General features: G+C 60.2%; 27 protein-coding genes. 23 read left to right on the plus strand and 4 right to left on the minus strand.

From position 1 onward, the window contains the following. The first annotated feature begins 152 nt into the window (after positions 1–152). The 6 genes from OUY36_RS04510 to OUY36_RS04535 all read left to right on the plus strand — a co-directional run bounded on the left by OUY36_RS04510 (position 153) and on the right by OUY36_RS04535 (position 3919). Positions 153–479, plus strand: coding sequence for a PA4575 family protein (locus OUY36_RS04510; protein WP_063544264.1), 327 nt, complete (start codon positions 153–155; stop codon positions 477–479). A 164-nt stretch (positions 480–643) separates the two neighbouring features. Next, positions 644–1132, plus strand: a complete 489-nt coding sequence (locus tag OUY36_RS04515; RefSeq protein ID WP_125868215.1) for a TIGR00645 family protein — start codon at positions 644–646, stop codon at positions 1130–1132. Between the two features lie 83 nt (positions 1133–1215). Continuing rightward, positions 1216–1521, plus strand: a complete 306-nt coding sequence (locus OUY36_RS04520) for a DUF6482 family protein (protein WP_063544268.1) — start codon at positions 1216–1218, stop codon at positions 1519–1521. An 8-nt stretch (positions 1522–1529) separates the two neighbouring features. Beyond that, on the plus strand, positions 1530–3101 hold the full coding sequence (locus tag OUY36_RS04525) for a cryptochrome/photolyase family protein (protein WP_267936949.1): 1572 nt from the start codon (positions 1530–1532) through the stop codon (positions 3099–3101). After that, a complete protein-coding gene (locus OUY36_RS04530) occupies positions 3098–3226 on the plus strand; it encodes a DUF2256 domain-containing protein (protein WP_073865976.1) in 129 nt (42 codons plus the stop codon). The genes OUY36_RS04525 and OUY36_RS04530 overlap by 4 nt, the downstream gene beginning before the upstream one ends. A 75-nt stretch (positions 3227–3301) precedes the next feature. Next, positions 3302–3919 carry an FKBP-type peptidyl-prolyl cis-trans isomerase gene (locus tag OUY36_RS04535; protein WP_267936951.1) on the plus strand — a complete coding sequence of 206 codons (618 nt, stop codon included), beginning with the start codon at positions 3302–3304 and terminating at the stop codon, positions 3917–3919. A 104-nt stretch (positions 3920–4023) separates the two neighbouring features. On the opposite strand, the gene OUY36_RS04540 is transcribed toward OUY36_RS04535, so the two are convergent. Together OUY36_RS04540 and OUY36_RS04545 are read right to left on the minus strand one after the other, a co-directional pair. Then, on the minus strand, positions 4024–4251 hold the full coding sequence (locus OUY36_RS04540) for a PA4570 family protein (protein ID WP_049339019.1): 228 nt from the start codon (positions 4249–4251) through the stop codon (positions 4024–4026). A gap of 154 nt (positions 4252–4405) precedes the next feature. Then, positions 4406–5374 carry a polyprenyl synthetase family protein gene (locus OUY36_RS04545; protein ID WP_063544276.1) on the minus strand — a complete coding sequence of 323 codons (969 nt, stop codon included), beginning with the start codon at positions 5372–5374 and terminating at the stop codon, positions 4406–4408. Between the two features lie 241 nt (positions 5375–5615). On the opposite strand from OUY36_RS04545, the gene rplU reads away from it, so the two are divergent. The 5 genes from rplU (at position 5616) to OUY36_RS04570 (ending at position 9292) form a co-directional block, all read left to right on the plus strand. Then, on the plus strand, positions 5616–5927 hold the full coding sequence (gene rplU, locus OUY36_RS04550) for a 50S ribosomal protein L21 (protein ID WP_013981863.1): 312 nt from the start codon (positions 5616–5618) through the stop codon (positions 5925–5927). 35 nt (positions 5928–5962) lie between these two features. After that, positions 5963–6220 carry a 50S ribosomal protein L27 gene (rpmA, locus tag OUY36_RS04555; RefSeq protein ID WP_003292362.1) on the plus strand — a complete coding sequence of 86 codons (258 nt, stop codon included), beginning with the start codon at positions 5963–5965 and terminating at the stop codon, positions 6218–6220. A 156-nt stretch (positions 6221–6376) separates the two neighbouring features. Continuing rightward, positions 6377–7594 (plus strand): Obg family GTPase CgtA, encoded by a 1218-nt coding sequence (gene cgtA, locus OUY36_RS04560; RefSeq protein ID WP_152480877.1) that lies wholly within the window; start codon positions 6377–6379, stop codon positions 7592–7594. Positions 7595–7700: 106 nt separating this feature from the next. Then, positions 7701–8819, plus strand: coding sequence for a glutamate 5-kinase (gene proB, locus OUY36_RS04565; protein WP_152480878.1), 1119 nt, complete (start codon positions 7701–7703; stop codon positions 8817–8819). 8 nt (positions 8820–8827) lie between these two features. Then, positions 8828–9292 (plus strand): CreA family protein, encoded by a 465-nt coding sequence (locus tag OUY36_RS04570; RefSeq protein ID WP_125868220.1) that lies wholly within the window; start codon positions 8828–8830, stop codon positions 9290–9292. An 89-nt stretch (positions 9293–9381) separates the two neighbouring features. Here OUY36_RS04570 and rpsT read toward each other — a convergent pair whose 3' ends face one another. Then, entirely contained in the window at positions 9382–9660 is a 279-nt protein-coding gene (gene rpsT / locus OUY36_RS04575; protein ID WP_003288018.1) for a 30S ribosomal protein S20, read from the minus strand. A 221-nt stretch (positions 9661–9881) separates the two neighbouring features. Here rpsT and murJ point away from each other — a divergent pair, with 221 nt between their 5' ends. From murJ to ispH, 6 genes are all read left to right on the plus strand, one after another. Then, positions 9882–11429 (plus strand): murein biosynthesis integral membrane protein MurJ, encoded by a 1548-nt coding sequence (gene murJ / locus OUY36_RS04580; RefSeq protein ID WP_267936952.1) that lies wholly within the window; start codon positions 9882–9884, stop codon positions 11427–11429. 84 nt (positions 11430–11513) lie between these two features. Beyond that, entirely contained in the window at positions 11514–12464 is a 951-nt protein-coding gene (ribF, locus tag OUY36_RS04585; RefSeq protein WP_267936953.1) for a bifunctional riboflavin kinase/FAD synthetase, read from the plus strand. A 1-nt stretch (position 12465) separates the two neighbouring features. Next, positions 12466–15297: an isoleucine--tRNA ligase gene (gene ileS / locus OUY36_RS04590; RefSeq protein WP_267936954.1), complete on the plus strand. Its 2832-nt coding sequence runs from the start codon at positions 12466–12468 to the stop codon at positions 15295–15297. A 111-nt stretch (positions 15298–15408) separates the two neighbouring features. Further along, on the plus strand, positions 15409–15912 hold the full coding sequence (gene lspA / locus OUY36_RS04595) for a signal peptidase II (protein ID WP_014595905.1): 504 nt from the start codon (positions 15409–15411) through the stop codon (positions 15910–15912). Further along, positions 15905–16342, plus strand: coding sequence for an FKBP-type peptidyl-prolyl cis-trans isomerase (locus tag OUY36_RS04600; RefSeq protein ID WP_084898814.1), 438 nt, complete (start codon positions 15905–15907; stop codon positions 16340–16342). The genes lspA and OUY36_RS04600 overlap by 8 nt, the downstream gene beginning before the upstream one ends. Before the next feature lie 118 nt (positions 16343–16460). After that, positions 16461–17405, plus strand: a complete 945-nt coding sequence (gene ispH, locus OUY36_RS04605) for a 4-hydroxy-3-methylbut-2-enyl diphosphate reductase (RefSeq protein ID WP_267936955.1) — start codon at positions 16461–16463, stop codon at positions 17403–17405. Here ispH and OUY36_RS04610 read toward each other — a convergent pair. Then, positions 17402–17905, minus strand: a complete 504-nt coding sequence (locus OUY36_RS04610; protein ID WP_133456325.1) for a GspH/FimT family pseudopilin — start codon at positions 17903–17905, stop codon at positions 17402–17404. The genes ispH and OUY36_RS04610 overlap by 4 nt on opposite strands. Before the next feature lie 170 nt (positions 17906–18075). Here OUY36_RS04610 and OUY36_RS22020 point away from each other — a divergent pair, with 170 nt between their 5' ends. Genes OUY36_RS22020 through OUY36_RS04640 form a run of 6 tightly spaced genes read left to right on the plus strand, consistent with a single transcriptional unit; the run spans position 18076 to position 25425 of the window. Continuing rightward, complete coding sequence (locus tag OUY36_RS22020; protein ID WP_442807059.1) at positions 18076–18597, plus strand: GspH/FimT family pseudopilin; 522 nt, start codon at positions 18076–18078, stop codon at positions 18595–18597. Beyond that, the gene (gene pilV / locus OUY36_RS04615) at positions 18594–19010 is read left to right on the plus strand and encodes a type IV pilus modification protein PilV (protein ID WP_205893221.1); all 417 of its coding nucleotides are present in this window, start codon (positions 18594–18596) and stop codon (positions 19008–19010) included. The genes OUY36_RS22020 and pilV overlap by 4 nt, the downstream gene beginning before the upstream one ends. Before the next feature lie 2 nt (positions 19011–19012). Beyond that, positions 19013–20122, plus strand: a complete 1110-nt coding sequence (locus OUY36_RS04620) for a PilW family protein (protein ID WP_133456204.1) — start codon at positions 19013–19015, stop codon at positions 20120–20122. A 10-nt stretch (positions 20123–20132) separates the two neighbouring features. Beyond that, the gene (locus tag OUY36_RS04625) at positions 20133–20642 is read left to right on the plus strand and encodes a pilus assembly PilX family protein (RefSeq protein WP_133456203.1); all 510 of its coding nucleotides are present in this window, start codon (positions 20133–20135) and stop codon (positions 20640–20642) included. A 14-nt stretch (positions 20643–20656) separates the two neighbouring features. Continuing rightward, positions 20657–24982 (plus strand): pilus assembly protein, encoded by a 4326-nt coding sequence (locus tag OUY36_RS04630; protein WP_267936957.1) that lies wholly within the window; start codon positions 20657–20659, stop codon positions 24980–24982. Next, the gene (locus OUY36_RS04640) at positions 24982–25425 is read left to right on the plus strand and encodes a type IV pilin protein (RefSeq protein ID WP_326491927.1); all 444 of its coding nucleotides are present in this window, start codon (positions 24982–24984) and stop codon (positions 25423–25425) included. The genes OUY36_RS04630 and OUY36_RS04640 overlap by 1 nt, the downstream gene beginning before the upstream one ends. Positions 25426–25445: the final 20 nt, after the last annotated feature.

The raw sequence follows: 25445 nt of genomic DNA on the forward strand, positions 1-25445 counted from the left end.
GAACGGAACGATAGCGCCAGCGGCGGGTCTGCAATGGAGGAGGGCATCCACCCTCCATCCACATGGTTATCCACAGCTTCAGGGGATAAACAGGCTTGCGCGCCCACCCGGACAGGGTGTCTCCCGCGTCGGCCGATGCGAGGACCGCCACCATGCCGCACAACCTGTGTCTGAACCGCCAGTGCCTGGGCCTGGTTACCCGAATCGAATGCGCCATACGCCCGCTTGCCGGCGGTAACGGTTTGTGGACGTTGCTCTGCGCCGCCGGACTGGCCGATGGTCAGCCCACCGCCATCAAGGTGCAGGGCCCGTTCCACGGGCCTGCCAAGGCCGAGTCGGTGCTCGCCGCGATCGCCGACAACCTGATGGGACAGGGTTACGCCGAGTCGACCGATCCATCCATCTGGCAGCTGCACATGCAAGCCGAGCTGCGCCGCGTCAACGCCAACCAAGGGCGCTTTCTGAGCGGTTGGGAATAGTTGCGCTCGACGGCCGAGCACGTCGCGGCCAATCGTTCCAGGCGAATTGGCCGCGTGATGCCCTTGTGCTTATCCACATGCCGGATAGCGCTCCCTGACTGCCTTGGTGCACTGGTCCCTGCTGCGTATACTCGCGTCCTTCGTCATTTCCCGTGTGAGACCTCATGGAGCGTATTCTCGAAAATGCCATGTATGCCGCTCGCTGGCTGCTGGCTCCCATCTATTTCGGCCTGGCGTTCGCTCTGCTGGCGCTGGCGATCAAGTTCTTCCAGGAAATATTTCATATCCTCCCGGCGATTCTCTCGCTTAGCGAGGCCGAGCTCATCCTCAAGCTCCTGTCGCTGATCGACATGGCGTTAGTCGGTGGTCTGCTGGTGATGGTGATGATCTCCGGCTACGAGAATTTCGTTTCGCAGCTCGACATCGAAGAGGGCAAGGAAAAGCTCGACTGGCTCGGCAAGATGGATTCCGGCTCGCTGAAAATGAAGGTCGCGGCCTCCATCGTCGCCATCTCCTCGATCCACCTGCTGCGTATGTTCATGGATGCGCAGCAGCTGGAGAGCGAAAAGCTGATGTGGTACGTGATCATCCATCTGACGTTCGTGGTCTCGGCGTTCGCCATGGGCTACCTCGACAAGCTCACCAAGCACTGAGTGTGTCGAAGGGCTGAACGGAAAAGCTGTACAGATATTTATTTTTGTTAAATATTATGTATCGGATTTTCCGGGAGCCCGCCATGAACCTCCAAGACCTTGTCCGGCACGCCGATGCCGGTCGCATCGACGCCCTCGAGCTGATCTCCCTCGAGGGCGGCATCTATATCCTCGATATCTATCTGCAAGGCCAGCGTCACAGCCTGGTCGATGAGCTCGGTCGCGTCTGGCATCTGCGTTCGGTCGAGCATGCCCGTGATCTGCTGCGTGAACTGCCCGAGCTGCCTTTCCATCTGGTGCAGCAGTCGCCCTACGATGAGATGTGCGGCCTGTCCGAGGGGCTGCGCGAGCCTTTGCGCGTACCTATCGGTATGCGCTCGCAGTGGTGAGCCGAGCATTGTCACCGCGCTGGAGGGGCGCAGCGTCCGGCAGCCAGGATGTCGCCGCGTTGCGGCTGGTGCTTGGCGATCAGTTGAGCTTCGAGCTGTCCGCGCTGAGCGGCCTGGATCCATCGCGTGATCGGGTGTTGTTGGCCGAGGTAACTGAGGAGGCTGGTCATGTCCCGCACCACCCACAGAAGATCGTCTTCCTGTTCAGTGCCATGCGCCATTTCGCCGAAGCGCTTCGCGAACGTGGCGTGGCAGTGGATTACGTGCGGCTCGATGACCCGGCCAACAGCGGCTCTCTGGCGGGTGAGCTGGCCCGCTTTGCCGCATTGCACCGGCCCGAAACGATACACATCACCGAGACCGGCGACTGGCGCGTCGAGCAGGCGCTGAAGGGCACGGGGTTGTCAATCAACTGGCATGAAGATCGGCGCTTTCTCTGCTCGCGCAGCGAGTTCGCACGCTGGGCGCGGGGCAAGCAGCAGTTGCGCATGGAGTTCTTCTACCGGGAGATGCGGCGTCGAACCGGGTTGCTGTTGAATCCGGATGGCTCGCCGGAGGGTGGTGTCTGGAATCTCGACGCCGACAATCGCAAGGCGCTGCCGCGCGGGCTACATGGCCCGATCAGGCTGTCCTTTACGGCCAATGTCATTACCTGTGAAGTGCTGACACTGGTGAGCTCAAGCTTCGCCCATCACTACGGCGGCCTGGATGGCTTCGATTACCCGGTGACCCACGCCGAGGCCGAGCAGCTCTGGAAGCACTTTTTGGATTTCGGCCTGGCTGCGTTCGGTGATTACCAGGATGCCATGGCCAGCGGCGATCCCTTCCTGTTTCATGCGCGCATCGGCGCGGCGCTCAATGTCGGACTGCTCGACCTGCGGCGACTGTGCGCCGATGTCGAGGCGGCCTATCGAACGGGGCACGTGGCGCTGAACGCGGCCGAGGGCTTCATTCGTCAGCTGATCGGCTGGCGCGAGTATGTGCGCGGCATCTACTGGCTGCAGATGCCCGACTATGCGCGGCGCAATGCATTCGGCAACGATCGGCCACTGCCGGAGTTCTACTGGACCGGTCGGACGCGGATGAGCTGCATGCGCCAGGTGATCGGCCAGACGCTCGAACTGGCCTACACGCATCATATCCAGCGGCTGATGGTGACGGGCAACTTCGCCCTGCTCGCGGGTATCGCGCCGCCGGCGCTGTGCGACTGGTACCTGGCCGTGTACATGGATGCCTTCGAGTGGGTGGAGCTGCCAAACGTGCTGGGTATGGTGCTGCACGCCGACGGCGGTTACCTGGGATCCAAGCCCTACTGCGCGAGCGGCCAGTACATCAAGCGGATGTCCGACTACTGCCAAGGCTGCTCATACAGGGTGGCCGAGAGCACGACGGAGGATGCCTGCCCGTTCAACGCGCTGTACTGGCACTTTCTGATGCGCCACCGTGAGCGGCTGCAGGGCAATCCACGAATGACCATGGTCTATCGCAACCTGACCCGCATGGACGAGGCCAGGCAGCAGGCGCTCTGGCAGCGTGGCGAAGCGCTGCTGGCACGGCTGGATGCTGGGGATTCCTTGTGAGAAGGAAGGCCGACCTGCCATCGAAGATCTGTGCCCGCTGTGGTCTGCCGTTCAGCTGGCGCAGGAAGTGGGCGCGCTGCTGGGACGAAGTGCGTTACTGCTCGCAGCGCTGCCGACGCATGTGAGGGCCAGGCTGCGACGACTCCGGCTATCCGGCTGTGCTAGGCTGGCCGACCTTTTTTACCTGACCGGAGCCCGGCATGACCGAACTCAATCTCTCCACCGACGAAACCCGCGTCAGCTACGGCATCGGCCGTCAGCTGGGTGATCAGCTGCGTGACAACCCGCCGCCGGGTGTCAGCCTCGACGCGGTGATCGCCGGTATTCGCGACGCGTTCGCCGGTGCTGCCAGCCAGGTCAGCCCCGAGGCGCTGAATGCCAGCTTCGCGGTGATCCGCCAGCGCATGCAGGTCGAAGCTCAGCAGAAGGCCGAGGCCGCCGCTGCCGAAGGCCGTGCGTTTCTCGCCGATAACGCCAAGCGCGACGGCGTGGTGGTGCTGGAATCCGGCCTGCAGTATGAAGTGCTGACCACGGGCGAGGGCGCCAAGCCGAGCCGCGAAGACAGCGTACGCACCCACTACCACGGCACCCTGATCGACGGCAGCGTGTTCGACAGTTCCTACCAGCGCGGCCAGCCGGCCGAGTTCCCGGTCGGTGGCGTGATCGCCGGCTGGACCGAGGCGCTGCAGCTGATGAATGCCGGTAGCAAGTGGCGTCTCTACGTGCCGAGTGAACTGGCCTACGGTGCCCAGGGCGTCGGTAGCATTCCGCCGCACAGCACGCTGGTGTTCGACGTCGAACTGCTGGACGTACTCTGACGCAGTCGCGGTCTTTCGGTTGCTGTCGCGCGCTATGCGCGGCGGCGCCGACCACGGACGCGCGTGTTTTCTGCCTCGGTGCGCGCGTTCAGGTCTCTATCAGCTCAGGGGCGCAATGCCCGGGCATAGCTGAACAGAAACAGATTGCGGATCTGCTCCTTGAGCACGCAAGGTTCGTTCGTACTGAGCTCCTGCAGGTCGAGATCGCCCTGCTCGCGCAGCTCCTCCAGCGCCTCTCCATCCAGTGAAACGCACACCGCGCCGGTATTGCGGTCGAGTATGCGAAGGTAGGGCTGCGGCCGGTCCAGCCAGGCGTCGATCAGATAAGTCATGCGGCATCTCCAATTCAATCTATTAATGAGAATAATTGTTATTTGCAGAGATGCAAGCGCGAATTTCCACCTGCCGATCGGGTAACGGCGAGCCAGGTAGTTATGCGGCTATAGGTGGACGGCTGCGCCGTAGGCGACGCAGCGATGTAGCAGATCAGTGAGTGCGGGCCACTGCGAAACGGCAGAGATCGGCCAGCGCATCGCGATATTGGTTGGCCGGAACGACTTCGAGGCAGGCGATGGCACGTTCGGCATAGTCGCGGGCGAGCCTGGCGGTGTAGTCCAGGGCTCCCGAGGCTTCGACCGCAGCGCGGATGCTCTCCAGATCTTCCAGCCCGCCTTTCTGGATGGCCTTGCGCACCAGGGCGGCCTGTTCGGCGGTGCCTTCGCGCATGGTGTAGATCAGCGGCAGCGTGGGTTTGCCTTCGGCGAGGTCGTCGCCGACGTTCTTGCCGAGGGTTTCGGTATCGCCCTGATAGTCGAGCAGGTCGTCGACCAGCTGGAAGGCAATGCCGAGGTGGTCACCGAAGGTGCGCAACGCCTCGCGCTGTTCCTCGCTGGCGGCGGCGAGCGTGGCGGCGCTGTGCGTCGAGGCCTCGAAGAGCATCGCGGTCTTGCCGCGGATGACTTCCATATAGATCTCTTCGGTGGTGCTGGCGTCGCGAACTTTCGACAGCTGCAGCACTTCGCCTTCGGCGATGACTCGGGTCGCCTGAGAAATGATGCGCATGACCGGCATCGAATCCAGCTCGACCATCATCTCGAACGAGCGTGCGTATAGAAAGTCGCCGACAAGCACGCTGGGAGCATTGCCCCATAGCGCGTTGGCAGTGGAGCGGCCGCGGCGCATGCCAGACATGTCGACGACATCGTCATGCAGCAGTGTTGAGGTGTGCAGAAACTCGATGATAGCGGCGAGCAGGCGCAGCTGGTCGCCGTTATGCCCGAGCGCGCTGCCGCTGAGCAGAACCAGCAGCGGGCGCAGGCGCTTGCCGCCGGCCGAAGTGATGTAATCCCCGATCTTCTCCACCAGAGGAACGCGCGAAGTCAGCTGCTTGCGGATGATGCCGTCGACAGCGGCAAAATCGTCCGCCACAACTTGATAGAAAGACTGGGGTTGCATCGGGGACTCCTCGCAGATTGCGCGGCATGCTAGGGGGCGGGTATGGCACTGTCAAGGCGACGCCGGCTGGCTATTGCGCAGGGGGTGGCGCATGCGTACAATCGCGGACCCTGAACTTCCCCCTGGGCATTTCCCTGCCTTACGCAATTGCACGGGCGTCACCTTCCGGCCCCATGCAGCCATGCCAGTCACCAACGATTCCTACAAAGCGCTGGGTGAGCAGGATCAACGGAGATACAAGATGTACGCAGTTATCGTAACCGGCGGCAAGCAATACAAGGTTGCCGAAGGCGAATACCTCAAGATTGAAAAACTCGAAGTTCCGACTGGCGAAGCTGTCACCTTTGACCGCGTTCTGCTGATCGGCAACGGCGACGATGTGAAGATCGGCGCTCCGGTGGTCGATGGTGCCAAAGTCACCGCAGAAGTGGTTGCCCAGGGCCGCCACGACAAAGTGACCATCATCAAGTTCCGCCGTCGTAAGCACCACATGAAGCGTCAGGGCCACCGTCAGTGGTTCACTGAGGTCAAAATCACCGGTATTCAGGGCTAATCGGGCCTGGATCCCCATATAGGAGTATTGAACTCATGGCACACAAAAAAGCTGGCGGTTCTACCCGCAACGGTCGCGACTCAGAAGCCAAACGACTTGGCGTGAAGATGTATGGCGGCCAGGTCATCAAGGCCGGCAATATCATCGTGCGTCAGCGCGGCACCCAGTTCCACGCCGGTTATGGCGTTGGTATGGGCAAGGATCACACCCTCTTCGCCAAGGTCGAAGGCGTGGTCAAGTTCGAAGTGAAGGGCGCTTTTGGCCGTCGCTACGTGAGCGTCGTCGCAGCCTAACTGCGGCGTTGCTGGAAAAGCCCTGTCATGCGACGGGGCTTTTTTGTTTCTGTATCCTGTGAGGCTCTTGCCGAGAACCGCTTGGCGATCGTCCGGTTTTTCGCAAGATCCTTACGTTCTGTTTCTTAAGCCCGTCCTGCGACGGGAGGCGTTCCCATGAAATTCGTCGATGAAGTATCGATTTTTGTAAAGGCCGGTGACGGCGGTAACGGCATGATGAGCTTCCGTCGCGAGAAGTTCATCGAGAAGGGTGGTCCCAACGGTGGTGATGGTGGTGACGGCGGCTCGGTGTATCTCGAGGCCGACGAGAACCTCAATACCCTGGTGGACTATCGCTATACCCGCCGATTCCATGCGCAGAACGGGCAGAAGGGCGGCAGTACCGATTGCACTGGCGCCAGAGGCGAAGACCTTATCCTGCCGGTGCCGGTAGGTACCACGGTCATCGATGCAGCGACCCAGGAAATCATGGGCGACCTGACCAAGGCCGGTCAGCGACTGCTGGTGGCGCAGGGTGGCTGGCACGGGCTCGGCAATACGCGTTTCAAGTCCAGCACCAACCGCGCGCCGCGGCAGACCACGCCAGGCAAGCCGGGCGATGCGCGCGACCTCAAGCTGGAGTTGAAGGTACTGGCGGACGTCGGTCTGCTGGGGTTGCCGAACGCCGGCAAGAGCACCTTCATCCGTTCGGTGTCGGCAGCCAAACCGAAGGTGGCCGACTATCCGTTCACCACGCTGGTGCCGAACCTCGGCGTGGTCAGCGTCGGTCGCTACAAAAGCTTCGTGATTGCCGATATCCCGGGGTTGATCGAGGGTGCCTCGGAAGGTGCCGGGCTTGGCATTCGCTTTCTCAAGCACCTGGCGCGCACCCGCCTGTTGTTGCATCTGGTCGATATGGCGCCTCTGGACGGCAGTGATCCGGCCGATGCCGCTGAGGTGATCCTCAATGAGCTGGAAAAATTCAGCCCGGCGCTGACGCAGCGTGATCGCTGGCTGGTGCTGAACAAGGCCGATCAGCTGCTCGAGGAGGAGCGCGAAGAGCGCGTGCGGCAGGTGGTCGAGCGGCTGGATTGGAAAGGGCCGGTGTTCGTCATCTCCGCGCTGGAGAGCGAGGGCACCGAGGCGCTGAGTCAGGCGATCATGCGTTACCTGGATGAGCGTGCCGTGCGTATCGCCGAGGAGCCCGAGTATGCCGAGGCGCTCGCCGAGCTGGATCGGCAGATCGAGGACGAGGCTCGGGCTCGGCTGCAGGAGCTCGACGACCAGCGGGCGCTGCGTCGTGCTGGTGTCAAGTCGGTCGAGGAGGCGGATGATGACGACTTCGACGACGATGATGATGACGAGGGCGGCGCCGAGATCATCTACGTTCGCTGAGGCGAGCGTCGGGTCGCTGTGAGGCCTGGTTCAGGTGGGTGGTCGGCGGGCTGGCTCGTGCGCAGCCCGATCCGGAAGTGTTTTGGCCGAATGGAAGGCGGGAACGATGCGGGACAAGGTGAGCGGCGCGCGGCGCTGGGTGGTGAAGATCGGCAGTGCGCTGCTGACCGCCGACGGTCGAGGGCTCGATCAGGCAGCGATGGCTGTCTGGGTCGACCAGATGGTGGCGCTGCGAGCGGCGGGGGTCGAGCTGGTGCTGGTTTCGTCCGGTGCGGTGGCCGCCGGCATGAGTCGTCTCGGTTGGGCTTCGCGTCCCAAAGCGGTGCATGAACTTCAGGCTGCCGCTGCGGTGGGCCAGATGGGGCTCATCCGTGCCTGGGAGTCGAGCTTCGCGCGCTGCGATCAGCAGACGGCGCAGATTCTGGTCACCCATGACGACCTGTCCGATCGCAAGCGCTACCTCAATGCGCGCAGCACGCTGCGCACGCTCATCGATCTCGGCGTGGTGCCGGTCATCAACGAGAACGACACGGTTGTCACTGACGAAATCCGCTTCGGTGACAACGATACCCTGGCCGCGCTGGTTGCCAACCTGGTCGAGGCCGACCTGCTGGTGATCCTCACCGATCGCGATGGCATGTTCGATGCCGATCCGCGCCATAACCCCGAAGCCAATCTGATCAGCGAGGCGCGCGCCGACGACCCGGCGCTGGATGCGGTTGCAGGCGGCACCGGCGGCGCGCTGGGTCGTGGTGGCATGCAGACGAAGCTCAGGGCGGCGCGCCTCGCTGCGCGTTCCGGTGCGCACACGGTGATCGTCGGTGGGCGCATCGAGCAGGTACTGTCGCGCCTCAAGGCTGGCGAGCGGCTGGGTACCCTGCTGGCGCCTGAGTGTAGTCGACACGCGGCTCGCAAGCAGTGGCTGGCCGGCCATCTGCAGACGCGTGGCACGCTGATCCTGGACGACGGGGCGGTGCTGGCCTTGCGTCAGGGTAATCGCAGCCTGCTGCCGGTAGGTGTGCGTGCGGTGCAGGGCGCGTTCCGTCGTGGCGAGATGGTGGTCTGCGTCGGTCCGCAGGGCGCCGAGGTAGCGCGCGGGTTGGTGAATTACAGTGCGGCCGAGGCGCAGCGCATTCTCGGGCGGCCGTCCGACGAGATCGAAAAGCTGCTTGGCTATGTCGATGAGCCCGAGCTGATCCATCGCGACAACATGATTCTGGTCTGAGGTGTTCCATGCGCTTGGCGATTGCGGCAATGATGGTGGGATTGGCTCTGCCGGGCCTAACGGCTGCCGAGGAGATCGGCGCGGTCGACACGGTGTTCAAGTGGCTCGGGCCGAATCACAAGATCGTAGTCGAGGCATTCGATGACCCCATGGTCGATGGCGTGACCTGCTATCTGTCGCGGGCCAAGACTGGCGGTATCAAGGGCGGCCTGGGCCTGGCCGAGGATCGCGCGGAGGCCTCCATCGCCTGTCGTCAGGTCGGCCCGATTCGCATCAAGGGCAAGCTCAAGGATGGCGATGTGGTGTTCAAGGAGCGCACATCGCTGGTGTTCAAGACCATGCAGGTGGTGCGTTTCTTCGACGAGTCGCGCAATGCGCTGGTCTATCTGGTGTACAGCGACCGGGTCATCGAGGGTAGTCCGCAGAATGCGGTGACGGCGATTCCGATTCTGCCCTGGCCGGTGACGCAATAATTGCAGTCGTCTCGATCCGTCGGGGTGAGGCAGCAAAAGCAGGCACAAAAAAACCGGCGCTAGGCCGGTTTTTTTACAAGAACCTGCAGTTAGGCTGCAGCAGCTTCGCCGAGGGCCTTGATGTGGCCGTTCAGGCGGCTCTTGTGACGAGCAGCTTTGTTCTTGTGGATGATGCCTTTGTCAGCCATGCGGTCGATGACCGGCACAGCGGCGGTGTAGGCTGCGCGGGCCTTGTCCAGGTCCTTGGCGTCGATGGCCTTGACCACATTCTTGATGTAGGTGCGAACCATGGAGCGCAAGCTGGCGTTGTGGCTGCGACGCTTCTCAGCCTGAATTGCGCGTTTTTTGGCGGAAGGGCTGTTGGCCACCGTCGAACTCCTCGAAAACGTGGGGATTGCAAAGCAAATAAGGCCGCGAATCATGCCGATGCGAAGGGCGCTTGTCAAGCCTGGTCGAATGGGTTGAGAAGCTGGCCGGACAGATGGGCTGAGGCTAAACTCGCCGCCTCATTTCGTGTCGTAACTGGCCATCGATCAGGCCGGCGCAGGGCGCCCGGTCGATCAGTCTCGCTGCAACTCTAGGAAGACAAATGTCCGAAAAAATCGGCAAGGGCGGATTGTTGCGCTCCAGCGCCGTGGTCAGTGTCATGACCCTGCTGTCGCGCGTGCTGGGCATGGTACGCGATATGGTGGTCGCCAGCTACTTCGGCTCCGGTGCGGCGGCGGACGCGTTCTTCATCGCGTTCAAGATCCCCAACTTCCTCCGCCGGCTGTTCGCCGAGGGGGCCTTCGCCCAGGCATTCGTGCCGGTGCTGTCGGAGTACCGCACCAAGCGCACGCTGGCGGACGTCAAACAGCTGGTGGATCGTACGGCAGGCATGCTCGGGCTCATTCTGGCAGGGCTGACCGCGCTGGGCGTGCTGTTCGCGCCCTATGTGGTGATGGTCTTCGCGCCGGGCTTTCACGACGATCCGGCGAAAATGCAGCTGGCCGGCGAGTTGCTGCGCATCACCTTTCCCTATCTGATGCTGATCTCGCTGACGGCCTTCACCTCGGGGGTGCTGAACAGCTACGGCTATTTCGCGGTGCCCGGTTTCACGCCTGTGCTGCTCAACGTCTGCATGATCATGTCGGCGGTGTTCCTGACCCCCTATTTCGATCAGCCGATCATGGCGCTGGCCTGGGGCGTATTCATCGCGGGGTTTGCCCAGCTGGCGTTCCAGCTGCCGTATGTCGCCAAGCTGGGGCTGCTGCCCAGGCCACTAGTCAAGCGGGGTGACGAGGGGGTGCGGCGCATCATGCTGCTGATGGTGCCGGCGCTGTTCGGGGTTTCGGTAAGCCAGATCAATCTGCTGCTGGATACCGTGCTGGCGTCGTTCCTGCAAACCGGCAGCGTTTCCTGGCTCTATTACGCCGACCGGCTGTCCGAATTGCCGCTGGGTGCGTTCGGCATCGCCATCGGCACGGTAATTCTGCCGAGCCTGTCGCGCCAGCATGCCGGTGAGGATCCCAAGGCGTTCTCGGCGACTCTGGAGTGGGCGCTGCGCATGGTGCTGCTGGTGGGCGTACCGGCGGCACTGGCGCTGGGCATTCTCGCCGAGCCGATGATCGCCAGCCTGTTCTACTACGGCGCCATGAGCGAGGAGGCGGTAGTGCAGTCGGCGCGGGCGCTGCAGGCGTACTCGCTGGGCGTGCTGGCGTTCATGCTGATCAAGGTGCTGGCGCCGGGCTTCTTCGCGCGTCAGGACCTGAAGACGCCGGTACGTGTCGCCGTGATCTGCATGGTGGCGAACATGGTGATGAACCTGATTCTGATCTGGCCGCTGCAGCACGTCGGCCTGGCGCTGGCGACGTCGCTGTCATCCATGCTCAATGCCGTGCTGCTGTTCTGGGGGCTGTACAAGATCGGCGTCTATCGGCCGGCACCCGGCTGGTGGCTGTTCGGCCTGCGCCTGGCGGCGGCCTGTGCGGCGATGGTGGCGGTCGTCTGGTGGCTTAACGTGCCGGCCCAGGAGTGGTTCCAGTGGGGCTGGCAGCAGCGCGCGCTGCAGCTGGGCTTGCTGGTCAGCGCCGGCTTGGCGGCATTTGTCGCTGGGCTGTTGCTGACGGGGTTGCGGCCGCGACATTTGCGGCATTGATCGCCGCTTTCCGGCCGATGCAAACCTGTCCGCTCGCCATGTCACATGCGTATAATCGGCCACTTTTCAAGCAAGAAGTGCGGTATGCAGCTGGTTCGAGGTCTTCACAACCTGCGCCCCCGGCATCGGGGCTGCGTCGCCACCATCGGCAATTTCGACGGCGTGCACCGGGGGCATCAGGCCATCCTGGCGCGCTTGCGCGAACGCGCGGCCGAGCTGGGGCTGCCGAGCTGCGTGGTGATCTTCGAGCCGCAACCGCGTGAATACTTTTCGCCGGATCGGGCGCCCGCACGGCTGACCCGGCTGCGCGAGAAACTGCAGCTGCTGAGCGAGCAGGGGGTTGATCTGGTGCTGTGCCTGGCCTTCAATCGTCGGCTGCGCGAGCTGAGTGCCGCGGAGTTCGTCCACGCCACACTGGTTGAAGGCCTTGGCGTGCGGCACCTGGAAGTGGGCGACGATTTTCGTTTCGGCTGTGACCGCGCCGGCGACTTCGACTTCCTGCTCAAGGCTGGCGCCGCCGAAGGCTTCAGTGTCGAGGCGGCCACCACCATCGAGGTGGATGGCGAGCGTGTCAGCAGCACGCGGCTGCGCCAGGTACTGGCCGACGGTGACCTGGGCTGTGCCGAGGCATTGCTCGGCAGGCCCTTCGCGATCACCGGGCGGGTCATGCATGGGCAGAAACTCGGTCGCCAGCTGGGCGCGCCGACTGCCAATGTCCAGCTCAAGCGTCGCAACACGCCGCTCAGCGGCGTGTTCGTCGTGACACTCGAGGTAGAGGGCAATGTGTTCGCCGGCGTGGCCAACATCGGCATGCGGCCTACGGTCGAAAGTGACGGCCAGCCCCATCTGGAGGTCCATCTGCTCGATTACCAGGGTGACCTGTATGGCCGTCTGGTGCAGGTGACCTTTCATCGCAAGCTGCGCGACGAGCAGCGCTTTGCCTCGCTTGAGGCGCTCAAGACGGCGATCGATGCGGACATCGCCGCTGCCCGTGAATACTGGCGGGCTTCATCCCTTATGACGAGTCAGGACTGAAATGACCGATTACAAAGCGACCCTCAATCTGCCGTCCACGGCATTTCCGATGAAGGCCGGTCTGCCACAGCGCGAGCCGGAGATTCTGCAGCGCTGGAACAGCATCGACCTGTACCGGAAGCTGCGGCAGATCGGCGAGGGACGCCCGAAGTTCATCCTGCACGATGGCCCGCCGTACGCCAACGGCAACATCCACATCGGCCATGCGGTGAACAAGGTCATCAAGGACATGATCGTGCGTTCGCGTACCCTCGCCGGGTTCGACGCACCTTACGTACCGGGTTGGGACTGCCATGGCTTGCCCATCGAGCACAAGGTCGAGACCACCTTCGGCAAGAACCAGCCAGCGGATCTGACCCGCGAGCGTTGCCGCGCCTACGCCGCCGAGCAGATCGAAGGGCAGAAGGCCGACTTCATTCGTCTCGGCGTTTTGGGCGACTGGGACAACCCCTACAAGACCATGGACTTCGCCAACGAGGCCGGGGAAATTCGTGCCCTGGCCAAGATGGTTGAGGGTGGCTTTGTCTTCAAGGGGCTGAAGCCGGTCAACTGGTGCTTCGACTGCGGTTCGGCGCTGGCAGAGGCTGAGGTGGAGTATCAGGACAAGAAATCCGATGCCATCGACGTCGCCTTCGATGTCGAGGACGCCGACAAGCTGGCCGCCGCGTTCGGCCTGGCCAGTCTGGCCAAGCGCGCCAGCATCGTCATCTGGACCACCACGCCCTGGACCATTCCGGCCAACCAGGCGCTGAACGTGCATCCCGAGTTCGTCTATGCGCTGGTGGACACCGGCGAGCGCTTGCTGGTGCTGGCCGAAGAACTGGTCGAGTCCTGTCTGCAGCGCTATGGCCTGGCCGGTGAAATCATCGCCCGTTGCGAAGGCAAGGCGCTGGAGCTGATCCGCTTCCGTCATCCGTTCTACGAGCGCTTCGCTCCGGTCTATCTGGCCGACTACGTGGAAACCGGTGCCGGTACCGGTATCGTCCATTCGGCGCCCGCATACGGCGAGGACGACTTCCGCTCCTGCAAGCACTACGGGATAGAGAATGACGACATTCTCGGCCCGGTGCAGAGCAACGGCGTCTATGTCTCGGATCTGCCGTTCTTTGGCGGCCAGTTCATCTGGAAGGCCAATCCGGCGATCGTCGAAAAGCTCGCCGAGGTGGGTGCGCTGCTCAAGCACGAGTCGATCCAGCACAGCTACATGCACTGCTGGCGGCACAAGACGCCGCTGATCTACCGCGCCACGGCGCAGTGGTTCGTCGGCATGGACAAGGTTGCCCATGACGGCAGTTCGCTGCGTCGTCGTGCACTGGACGCCATCGAGCAGACCGAGTTCGTCCCGGCCTGGGGGCAGGCGCGCCTGCACGGCATGATCGCCGGACGCCCGGACTGGTGCATCTCGCGCCAGCGCACCTGGGGCGTGCCGATCCCGTTCTTCCTGCACAAGGAAAGCGGCGAACTGCACCCGCGCACCGTCGAGCTGATGGAGCAGGTAGCGCAGCGCGTAGAGCAGGGCGGTATCGAGGCCTGGTCGAAGCTGGACGCGGCCGAGCTGCTCGGCGACGAAGCGGCGCAGTACGAGAAGATCACCGATACCCTGGACGTCTGGTTCGATTCCGGCACCACCCACTGGCACGTGATGCGCGGCTCGCACCCCATGGGCCACGAGCAGGGGCCGCGTGCCGATCTCTATCTGGAAGGCTCCGATCAGCATCGCGGCTGGTTCCATTCCTCGCTGCTGACCGGCGCCGCCATCGACGGGCACGCTCCGTACAAGGGGCTGCTCACCCACGGTTTCACCGTGGACGAGAATGGCCGCAAGATGTCCAAGTCCCTCGGCAACGTCATCGCGCCGCAGGAAATCACCGACAGCATGGGCGCCGATATCCTGCGTCTGTGGGTGTCGGCCACCGACTATTCCGGCGAGATGGCGGTTTCCAAGCAGATCCTGCAGCGCAGCGCCGATGCCTATCGACGCATCCGCAACACCGCGCGCTTCCTGCTCTCGAATCTCGACGGTTTCGACCCGGCGCAGCACATGGTGCCGAATGATCAGCTGATTGCGCTGGATCGCTGGGCCATCGACCGTGCACTGCTGCTGCAGCGCGAGATCGAGGAGGCTTACACCACCTACCGGTTCTGGAACGTTTACCAGAAGGTGCACAACTTCTGCGTGCAGGAGCTGGGCGGCTTCTATCTGGACATCATCAAGGACCGCCAGTACACCACCGGCGCCGACAGTCTGCCGCGGCGTTCCTGCCAGACGGCGCTGTACCACATTGCCGAGGCGCTGGTGCGCTGGATCGCACCGATCCTGGCGTTCACCGCCGAAGAGATCTGGCAGTACCTGCCGGGCGAGCGTAACGAGTCGGTGATGCTCAATACCTGGTACGAAGGGCTTGCCGAGCTGCCGGAAGGCTTCGAGCTGGGTCGCCCGTTCTGGGACAAGGTCATGGAGGTCAAGGCGGCGGTAAACAAGGAGCTGGAGAACCAGCGCAACGCCAAGGCCATCGGCGGTAACCTGCAGGCCGAAGTCACCCTGTATGCCGAGGAGTCGCTGGCCGGCGAGCTGGCCCGTCTTGGTAGTGAGCTGCGCTTCGTTCTGATCACTTCGGCGGTAGACATCGCACCATTGGCGCAGGCGCCCGTCGAGGCAGTGGACAGCGAACTGGCCGGTCTCAAATTGCTGGTCCGCAAGACCGAGCACAGCAAGTGCGGCCGCTGCTGGCACCATTTGCCGGACGTGGGCAGCCATGCCGAACACCCGGAAATCTGTGGACGCTGCGTGGAAAACATCGAAGGCGCCGGTGAGGTCCGTCACTATGCGTGAGTCCGTGCAGCCGATCGCAGGCTGGGCTTCAGCTCACCATCACGATGCGGTCTTCACTGCTGCTGGACTGACGCGCGCTCTGCCGCGTCGTGTTTCAGCGGAGGTCACTGCATGACGGCGCGTTTCGGCAAGCTTGCCTGGCTCTGGCTGAGCGTATTGGTCATCGCCCTCGATCAGGCCACCAAGCACTGGTTCGAGGCCAATTTCAGCCTGTACCAGAAGGTCGAGGTCATCCCCGACTACTTCGCCTGGACCCTCGCTTACAACACCGGTGCGGCGTTCAGCTTTCTGGCCGACCACAGCGGTTGGCAGCGCTGGCTGTTCGCGGCGATCGCCATTGGCGTGAGCGTCGTGCTGGTGGTCTGGCTCAAGCGCCTGAAGGCCAGCGAAACCTGGCTCGCCGTTGCGTTGGCGTTGGTATTGGGGGGCGCTTTGGGCAACCTCTATGACCGCGTGGTGCTTGGTCACGTGGTCGACTTCATCCTGGTGCATTGGCAGAACCGCTGGTACTTCCCGGCGTTCAACATCGCCGATAGCGCCATTACCGTAGGCGCCGTGATGCTGGCGCTGGATATGTTCAAGGGCAACAAGACCGGAGAATCCGCACATGACTGAACAGCGCATTGGGCCGGACAAGGAAGTCACCCTGCATTTTGCGCTCGGCCTGGAGACGGGCGAGCTGGTCGACAGCACATTCGACAAGAAACCGGCCACCTTCAAGGTGGGTGACGGCAACTTGCTGCCGGGTTTCGAGCAACAGCTCTATGGGCTGAAGGCTGGTGACAAGCGCACCCTGCAGATTGCTCCGGAGCAGGGCTTCGGCCAGATCAACCCGCAGAACGTGCAGGTCATGCCGCGCAGCCAGTTCGCCGGGATGGACCTCTCCGAAGGCTTGATGGTGAGCTTTCAGGACGCGGCCCGCACCGAGCTGCCAGGGGTCGTGAAAGCCTTCGATGACAATCAGGTCACTGTGGACTTCAACCATCCTCTGGCTGGCAAGACCCTTACGTTCGAAGTCGAAATCATCGACGTCAAACCGGTGTAACCAGCTCGCAGCCGGCGGGGACGTTCGCGTCCGCCGGCTGACGAAGGGCACCCGAGAATGCCCGCACGTATCGCGTTACACTCCCCCGTCATCAAGCCTTCGCGTGCCGAGACCCATCATGCAAATCAAACTCGCCAACCCTCGCGGCTTCTGCGCGGGTGTAGATCGCGCCATCGAAATCGTCAACCGCGCTCTGGAAGTCTTCGGACCTCCGATCTATGTGCGACATGAGGTCGTGCACAACAAGTTCGTCGTGGAAGACCTGCGTGCCCGCGGTGCGGTCTTCGTCGAGGAGCTGGATCAGGTGCCGGACAACGTCATCGTCATCTTCAGCGCCCATGGCGTTTCGCAGGCCGTTCGACAGGAAGCCGAGAAACGCGGCCTGAAGGTGTTCGACGCCACCTGTCCGCTGGTGACCAAGGTGCATCTGGAAGTCGCCAAGTACAGTCGTGAAGGGCGCGAATGCATCCTCATCGGGCACCAGGGCCACCCGGAAGTCGAAGGGACCATGGGGCAGTACGACGCGCGCAATGGCGGCGCGATCTACCTGGTCGAGGATGAAGAGGATGTCGCCCAGCTGCAGGTGCGCAACCCCGAGGCCCTGGCATTCGTCACCCAGACCACGTTGTCCATGGATGACACCAGTCGCGTCATCGACGCGCTGCGCCGTAAGTACCCGAGCATCGGCGGTCCTCGCAAGGACGACATCTGCTACGCCACACAGAATCGCCAGGATGCGGTGAAGCAACTGGCCGATGAATGCGACGTGGTACTGGTAGTCGGTAGCCCCAACAGCTCAAATTCGAACCGTCTGCGTGAGCTGGCAGAGCGCATGAACACACCCGCGTATCTGATCGACGGCGCCGAGGACCTCAAGCGAGAATGGTTCGAGAGCGTCGAGCGCATCGGCATCACCGCCGGCGCATCGGCACCTGAGGTGCTGGTGCGTGGGGTAATCGAGCAGTTGCGCGAGTGGGGTGCAACCGGGATGGATGAGCTGGAGGGGAGGCCGGAGAACGTGACGTTCTCCATGCCGAAGGAGTTGCGGTTAAGACCTGTCTAATTGTCAGCGCACTCGATACCTTGAATTCCATCTACGCGAATCCGGCCGCCGGCGTTAACGACGATTTTTTTGGTTCTTCGAGTGCCGCATATCAGTAGGCTCCCAGCGAGGAATGCACCAGACGCCTGTCTGCTCCGCCCTGTGCTGCCATATCCGATATAGCTCGACAGGATGTTGTTGCCTTGGATTTTGATCTTCGACTGCTTCGCGTAGGTGAACAGTACCGCCTCTCCTGCGTCCAGCACGGCATTCTGGTTTCGGTCTTCGAAGATTTCCCAACCGTTTTCCCATTTGCCTCTGGCACTCATGACGACAAACGTGTTGCGCTTGATGGCCTCATGGCGGGTCCGGCTGATGGAGGCCAAAAGTTGTTGCGATGTGCTGTCCACCTCCGCCTGTACCAACGAATCACGCAGTTGAGGAACTGCGATTGATAACGTGACAGACAAGACAGAAAGCGTGATCAGAAGCTCGAATAATGTGAACCCACTGGGTTTCATGGCATGCGTCCTTGCGAGATCTTTCTAATACAACCGACCATCATCCTAGATTGGCCGTACATCCGTGCCAGGCAGACTTTAAGTTTGCCTCTTCCTAGGATGCAAATCAAAAGCGCGGGATGAATTCATAAATGCGACACCCTCAACATGCTTTCACGCTAATCGAACTGATGGTCACCATCGGGATACTTGCAATTTTATTAGCCGCGGCGGTCCCCGCGTTGTCCCAGGCCGTCCGAAATACCAGGCTAACGTCGTTGATCAACGATCTGACTACATCGGTGACATATGCTCGTTCGGAGGCGGTTAAGCGAAGCCGCAGGGTAGTAATCTGTCGGGCGAATGCCGCGCGTGATAACTGCAATTACGCTAGCGGGAATTGGTCCGCAGGTTGGCTTATCTTCGTCGATTCTGCGGAGTCCGATACAGCGACACCCGTATACAACGCAGCCAATCTTTTAAGGGTTTCCGACGTGCCGCCATCGGGCAGCACTATCACCGGGCGTAACGGTGCGACGGGAAGAGGGTGGGTGCGTTATTCGAGTATTGGAACTCTTGCCAGAGCATCCTCCAGTAGTGATGTCTTCAGCTGGGATCTCAGTCTGGCAAACGCTGCGGCTGAGCGCGCGCGAACCGTTCAGATCGGCCTGGCGGGTCGTCCCAGCATATGCAAAGGAACTGTATGCGAATGAAGTCGAAGAGGCACGATGCCGGTTTCAGTCTGATTGAGGTGTTGATCGCGTTGGTGATCATCTCCGTCGGTTTGATAGGGCTCGCTGCATTGCAGGCCAGAGGGCTGCAATACAACCAGGGGTCCTATCTGCGTTCGCAGGCCAATATTCTGGCTTACGACATGATCGACCGCATGCGAATCAATCGGGAGAAGGCTCAGGCCGGCAACTATAACCTTTCGCTCTCCGCTTCCGCACCGACGGGAAGCACCCTTGCAGCGCAGGATCTCGCCGGCTGGCTTGGCTTGCTCGCCGACACTCTGCCTGCCGGAGACGGCGAGGTCAGCTGCGATGTCACGCTTTGCAGCGTTCGGGTGACCTGGCAGGAAGCTGACGGGGCTACATACGAGTTCAACTACCAAACACGGATCTAGCTATGAAACGAGGCCAAGTAGGGCTTTCTCTGGTCGAGTTGATGATCGCGATGGTCATCGGGCTGATTCTTCTGACCGGTGTAGTGCATATATTCCTCGGCAGCAAGCACGTCTACACGACCCAGGATGCACTTTCCAGAATTCAGGAGAACGGGCGTCTGGCGGTCGATTTCATTAGCCGCGATGCGCGCATGGCTGGTTATGCGGGTTGCGCCGGCGGCGCAAATAGCAATCTGCACAATGGTTTGAACGTCTCCCCGACCAATGCTGGGGACAAACTGCTGTTTGACTTTGAAATGCCAATTGAGGGGCTGGATAACGTGGGAGTAGTGCCCGGTTGGGGGGCGGGCGTCGCGCCTGTTGCTGGGACAGACGTCATGTTTATCCGCGGCGCGTTCGCTGGGGATGTAGGTATCAAGGCCAACAACAGCAGCGGCAACCTCCGTGCTGAAACAAACTCTCCGGTCGTTGCGGGGGCAGATGGTGGGCCTTCGTGCGCTGCCAATGGCTCCCTCTGTGAAAACGATATCGTCATGATTTCCGATTGCTCGAAAAGCCGTGTTTTCCAGGTGACCAATCTAAACGCTGATGGAGCATCGGCTGCGTTGGTCGTTCATGCCGCATCCGGGACACCCGGCAACGCATCTCCGGCGAGCTGGGGGGGCGCGTCGGCACCCCCGGAGGAAGTGTTTGGCGTCGAGTCAGAACTTCTTCGAATCAGCAGCCTGGCGTACTTCATCGGAGTGAATCCCGCAGGTCGACGCGCTTTGTATCAACGTGCGGGCACAGCTGCCGCTGTGGAGCTGGTTGAGGGTATTCAAGACATGCAGATCACGTTTGGCTATGACACTTCTGGCGACGGTGTTCCGGACTCCTATGCGGCAGCAAGCGCTATTTCCAACGCAGACCGTGTAACCCATGTGGCTAATTGGGCGAAGGTCATCAGTGTTCGAGTTGCGATGCTATTGCAGAGCAATAACGACAATATCCTCGAGACGCCGCAGGAAATTACGTTTAACGGCAGTGCGGTCAATCCTTCAGGCGGCGCGCAGGATCGCCGGTTGCGACAGGTCTTCGTTTCAACCATAGGCATTCGTAGCCGCCTGGATTAGGAGCTTTTCAATGGACATTATGGGCAGGAGAGAGCGAGGCGCTGTGCTGATCGTTGCGTTGGTCATGCTGTTGTTGCTGACTGTCGTCGGCTTGGCAGGCATGCAGGATGCGAATTTGCAGGAGTCTATGGCGGGCAATATGCGTGACCGCAACATTGCGTTTCAGGTTGCAGAGGCGGGATTGAGGGCTGGGGAAAATGAGCTTCGCAAAGCCACTATCACGGCACCGGTCTCGGCTCCCGTGGTGCGCCCAGGCGATCCCTGCTTCTGGTGGACCTGTGGCGGATCGGCGACTGTTTTCAATTGGAGTGCAAGCCCGGCGGTCACGGCAAGCCTCAACTATGGCGTCCCCAATCCACAATACGTAATCGAGCTGCTTCCAGCTCTACCGGCGGCTGCAGCCGGAAACAGCGCCAAGTTTGGCGAGGACACTCTATCTCGAGTATATCGAGTGACCAGTCGTGCCGGTGGCGGCTCTGGGGAGTCTATCGTGGTAGTGCAATCGACCTTCAAGCGCTGACTCAAGGAACAAGCATGAAAAATTGGATTTTTAAGCCTGTGCTCAAGGTATGCGTCAGCGCGTTGCTGGTTGGCTCTGTTGCAATGTCTGCAAACGCGATCACCCTCAGCAGCGTGCCGTTGTTCTTGAACGCGCCGGTTGCCCCTATCGTCATGCTGAATATGTCGAAGGATCATCAGCTTTTCTATAAGGCGTATGATGATTATTCGGACGTGAACAAAGATGGCGATCTTGATACAACTTATAACCACTCGATTGATTATTATGGGTATTTTGATACGCAGAAGTGCTATATATACACTAATGGGCGCTACGAACCTGCCAGCTTGACGGTCGATAAGTACTGTAACAGCGGGGCGACAGGGCAGTGGGCTGGGAATTTCTTGAACTGGGCTACCATGACCCGTATCGACGCCGTCCGGAAGATTCTTTATGGCGGGCTTCGTTCTACCGATACCGCAAACGAAACAGTTCTGCAGCGCGCTTTTTTGCCTAACGACGCGCATAGTTTTGCAAAGTACTACCGTGGTTCCGATCTTCCTAGATTGGTGGGCGTTTCCGTTACAGATTTCTCCGACTCTTCCGCTGCTGGTTTGACTATTTGCAACACGACGGTGGAGTCCAGTGGTTTTTCGCATAACTCCACCAGTGCACCCCTCATGCGTGTGGTGAAAGGCAACTACTCCCTTTGGGCTGCGAATGAGCGTTGGCAATGCCGATGGTCAGGCGAGCAAAACAAAAGTAACGGCAACGATGCTAGCAAGACAGGGATTAAGGCTTATTCAAATAGCCCTTCGAAGCCCAGTAGCTCGTCAAATGGGGGGGACTTCAACGTTCGAGTAAAGGTGTGCACTGCTGCGTCCATGATTGGAGGCGAAAAGTGCAAGGCCTATAACTCGGCAACTGGCACTTCTCTCAAGCCAATTGGCTTGTTGCAGACTTATGGCGATAGCAATCTGATTAAGTTTGGCCTGATGACAGGCTCTTACAGCAAGAACAAGTCAGGTGGTGTGCTGCGCAAGAACGTTTCGAGCATGAATGATGAGATCGATGCCGATACGGGGGTTTTTCAGTCTGCGCCCGCCACTGGGGGGGTTATCAGTACGCTCAATAAACTGACCATTTATGGCTACGATTTTGGTGATGGTACATACAACAGCGGTAGTGGTGATAATTGCAGTTGGGGAAAGTCGTCTTTTAATGATGGTCAATGCACTAACTGGGGTAATCCGCAAGCCGAGATTTTTCAGGAGTCGCTCAACTATCTTTCCGGAGGGTCGCCTCGCTTCGCTGTTTCAAATCCAGACAAGATTAGTGGTTTAAATTCTGCCGCCTGGAACGCTCCGATAACCAGTGAGAACTCTTGCGCGCCCCTCAATATCATTCAATTTAACGCAAGTACCACGTCTTACGATGGTGACAACCTGTCCACGTTGGCCGACCCGATCAACAGTACTAATACGGTGGGAGTCGGGGAGTCAATCAATGGAGGCAACTTCTTTGTTGGGAAATCCGGCACCTCTACCGATGGGCTGTGCACGCCGAAGACCATCGCTAACCTGTCGGACGCCTCCGGTACCTGCCCCGACGCGCCTCGGCTGGATGGGACATACAAGATAGCCGGGCTCGCCAATTACGCTCGCACGCATGATCTTTTACCCGCGCTTTCCGGGAATCAGAAAGTAAAGACCTATGGCGTGGCCTTGGCGCCCGCAGTACCTAAGATTGAGGTCCCGCTGGAGCAAGGGAAGAAAATAAGCATCCTGCCTGCATGTAAGAACAGCTCCATCGGTGGAAATTGCGCCATCGTAGACTTCAAGGTCGTTAGTGCTTCTAGTTCGGCTGGGAAGCTTTATGTCAACTGGGAGGACAGCGAGCAGGGCGGAGATTACGACCAAGATATGTGGGGCGTGATTGATTATTCCATCTCAGGATCGACCATTAGTGTCACCAGTCAGGTCATGGCCCAGTCCACGGGGGATAAGATGGGTTTTGGCTACGTCATTGGCGGCACTGAGTCGGACGGTTTCCATGTTCATTCTGGCATCAATGGTTTCACCTTTCCGACTGACCCTAACCCGGGTGTCGGCACCAGTACGTCGGGTTCTTGCCGCAGCAGTGGAACTGAAGGGGCGTGCAACGTGGCCAGTGCCACCTCTCGAACTTACGTCATTGGCAATACCTCAGCCAAGTCTCTCGAGCAACCGCTGTACTACGCAGCTAAGTGGGGCGGCTTCGAGGACATCAATAATGACGGCAAGCCATCCACGGTGGATGAGTGGGACGCGGACGGTGATGGAGTTCCAGATACCTACTTTTTTGCCAGCAACCCAGCACAACTAGAAGCGTCATTGGCAAAAGCCTTCGAGCAGGTTGCGGCAACTGCTTCCTCTTCTGCGTCGGTCGCCACCAACTCGACACGGCTGGACACTGAGACGCTGATATACCAAGCTCGTTTCGACAGCAACGATTGGAGTGGACAGCTTCTGGCATACCGAGTGGCGGCGGGTGGAGATATTAGCGTTGTCGCGTGGGATACCAACCAGCCCGGAAAAATACCGTCACCAGGCAGCCGCAATATCGTAACTTGGACGGGATCAGCCGGAGCAAGTCTTGAATGGAACTCTTTGAGCAGTTCGCAGAGGGCGGACTTGGCTGGTGCCAACAGTCAAACCCTGACTTCGGCGCAAGCAACTCTTGGGCAGCAACGGCTGGCTTGGCTCAAAGGAGCTAGAGATCAGGAGCAGCCTGCTGGGAACTTACGTAAACGCAAGTATCTGCTGGGCGACGTCGTCAACTCCGATCCTGTATTCGTTGGCACACAAGATTATGGTTATAGCCGGCTGCCCGCAGGGACGCCGGGTGCTGATTCATATGCAGCCTACGTGGCGGCCAAGGCAGGCAAGGCCCCGCTGCTGTTGGTCGGCGCCAACGATGGAATGCTCCATGCATTTAACGCCACGACAGGCGTGGAGGCATTTGCCTATATGCCGAGCAAGGTATTTGCCGATATACGCCGAATTACCGCACCAGACTACGGGATGGTATCGAATCCGCATCGATATTTCGTTGATGGTCAGATTTTCATCGGTGATGCGTACATCAACGACTCTTGGCGCACGATAGCTGTCGGTAGTTATGGTGCGGGTTATCGAGGCGTATTCGCGCTGGATCTGACTAATGCGGGCACTGCAACCGGCTTCAGGGCTTCCGATGTTTTGTTCGAGCTTGATGATGTTGATTGGCCTGACATAGGAAACGTCATGAGCCCCGGTATAATTGGTCGCCTGCCTGATGGCACTTGGGGTGCGGTCTTCGGTAACGGTTATAACAGTCAGAATGAACAGGCGAAATTGCTGGTGGTTAACCTGGCTTCTGCAGTGGATCGAGTTGCCATCGCGACAGCAACTAGCGCAGCAGCAAATGGCTTGTCCGGACCTGCGTTGTTAGCCAATGCGCAGCGGACACTTATTCAGGCTTATGCGGGCGATCTCGCCGGAAACATGTGGAAGTTCGCCTTCACGGGTAATAACTCGACGACTCGCGCCAATTGGGCGGTCGCCTACAAGAATGGCAATACACCTGCCCCGCTCTTCAAGGCCAAAAACGCTGACGGCCAGGCGCAGCCCATTACGTCGGTTCCTGAGCTAGGGTACAACCCGGACGGTAATCGTCTAATGGTTTTCTTCGGAACCGGAAGCTATATCATGCCCAGCGATGTAGTCGTGCCGACTCCGCCCGATACGTCCAGAGTGGAAAGCTTCTATGGGGTGGTCGATGCTGGCGCTAAAGTTCCTCAGACAAGCGATGCCCGTAGCTCGTTGGTTGCTCAGAGCATTCTGTTGGAGAAGGACGTTGGCCCCCTGTCGTTGCGCAAGGTTTCCAACATTACGGTCGACTACAACAGCAAATCCGGATGGTATATGGATTTGATTAAGCCAAACATGAGCGGAACGGCCGGCCGGCAAGGCGAGCGGGTTGTTAGCGCGCCGATACTGCGTAATGGCCGAATTATTTTCCCGACAGTCATCCCGTCGCAGAGCGTTTGTTCGGCCGGGGGCGACAGCTGGCTAATGGAACTTGATGCGTGGAGCGGGGGGCGTCTTGCTTATCCGGTTTTCGACGTGAACGGCGATGGTGTGATCAATGACCTTGACCTTGTCGACGATGATCCGATGAGTGGTAAGAAGTCCAAGCAGGGCATTATAAAAACCCCGGCGATCATTTCTGCTGGTGACATTGAATACAAATTTGCGAGTGGTACAGCGGGCGGGATAGATGTCACTGTCGAGAAAGGCGGTGATAACGAAGGGCGGCTTTCCTGGAGGCAATTGCGTTAATGGCTCATTTCAAGAGATCTACTGATGCAGTGCGTAGCGCGGGTTTCACGCTCATCGAACTGATGATCGTTGTGGCTATTATCGGCATTCTCGCCGCCATCGCTTACCCTAATTACCAAGAATACGTGATGAAGGGCAACAGAAGTGACGCTAAAGCGGCTTTGACCCGCTCCGCGCAAGAACTGACGCGCTGCTTCACCAGTTTCAATCGATACGATCATGACGATTGTGCCGAAGCGGCTCTCTACGATGCGGCCTACGCCTCAGCTGAGGGGCACTATACGCTTACGGCGGTGATCAGCCCTACGACGTTTGTGCTCACCGCTGCTGCTGTCGGCACACAGATAAGCGACACCAACTGTAGAACGTTCACGCTTTCCAATACGGGGGCTCGTACGGCTGCGACCTCAGCGCCTGCCGACTCGACCGCGCGCTGCTGGTAACATCCCCGGCATCAATTAAC

The organism is Stutzerimonas sp. R40042 (assembly GCF_026642215.1).
Classification (GTDB): domain Bacteria; phylum Pseudomonadota; class Gammaproteobacteria; order Pseudomonadales; family Pseudomonadaceae; genus Stutzerimonas; species Stutzerimonas frequens.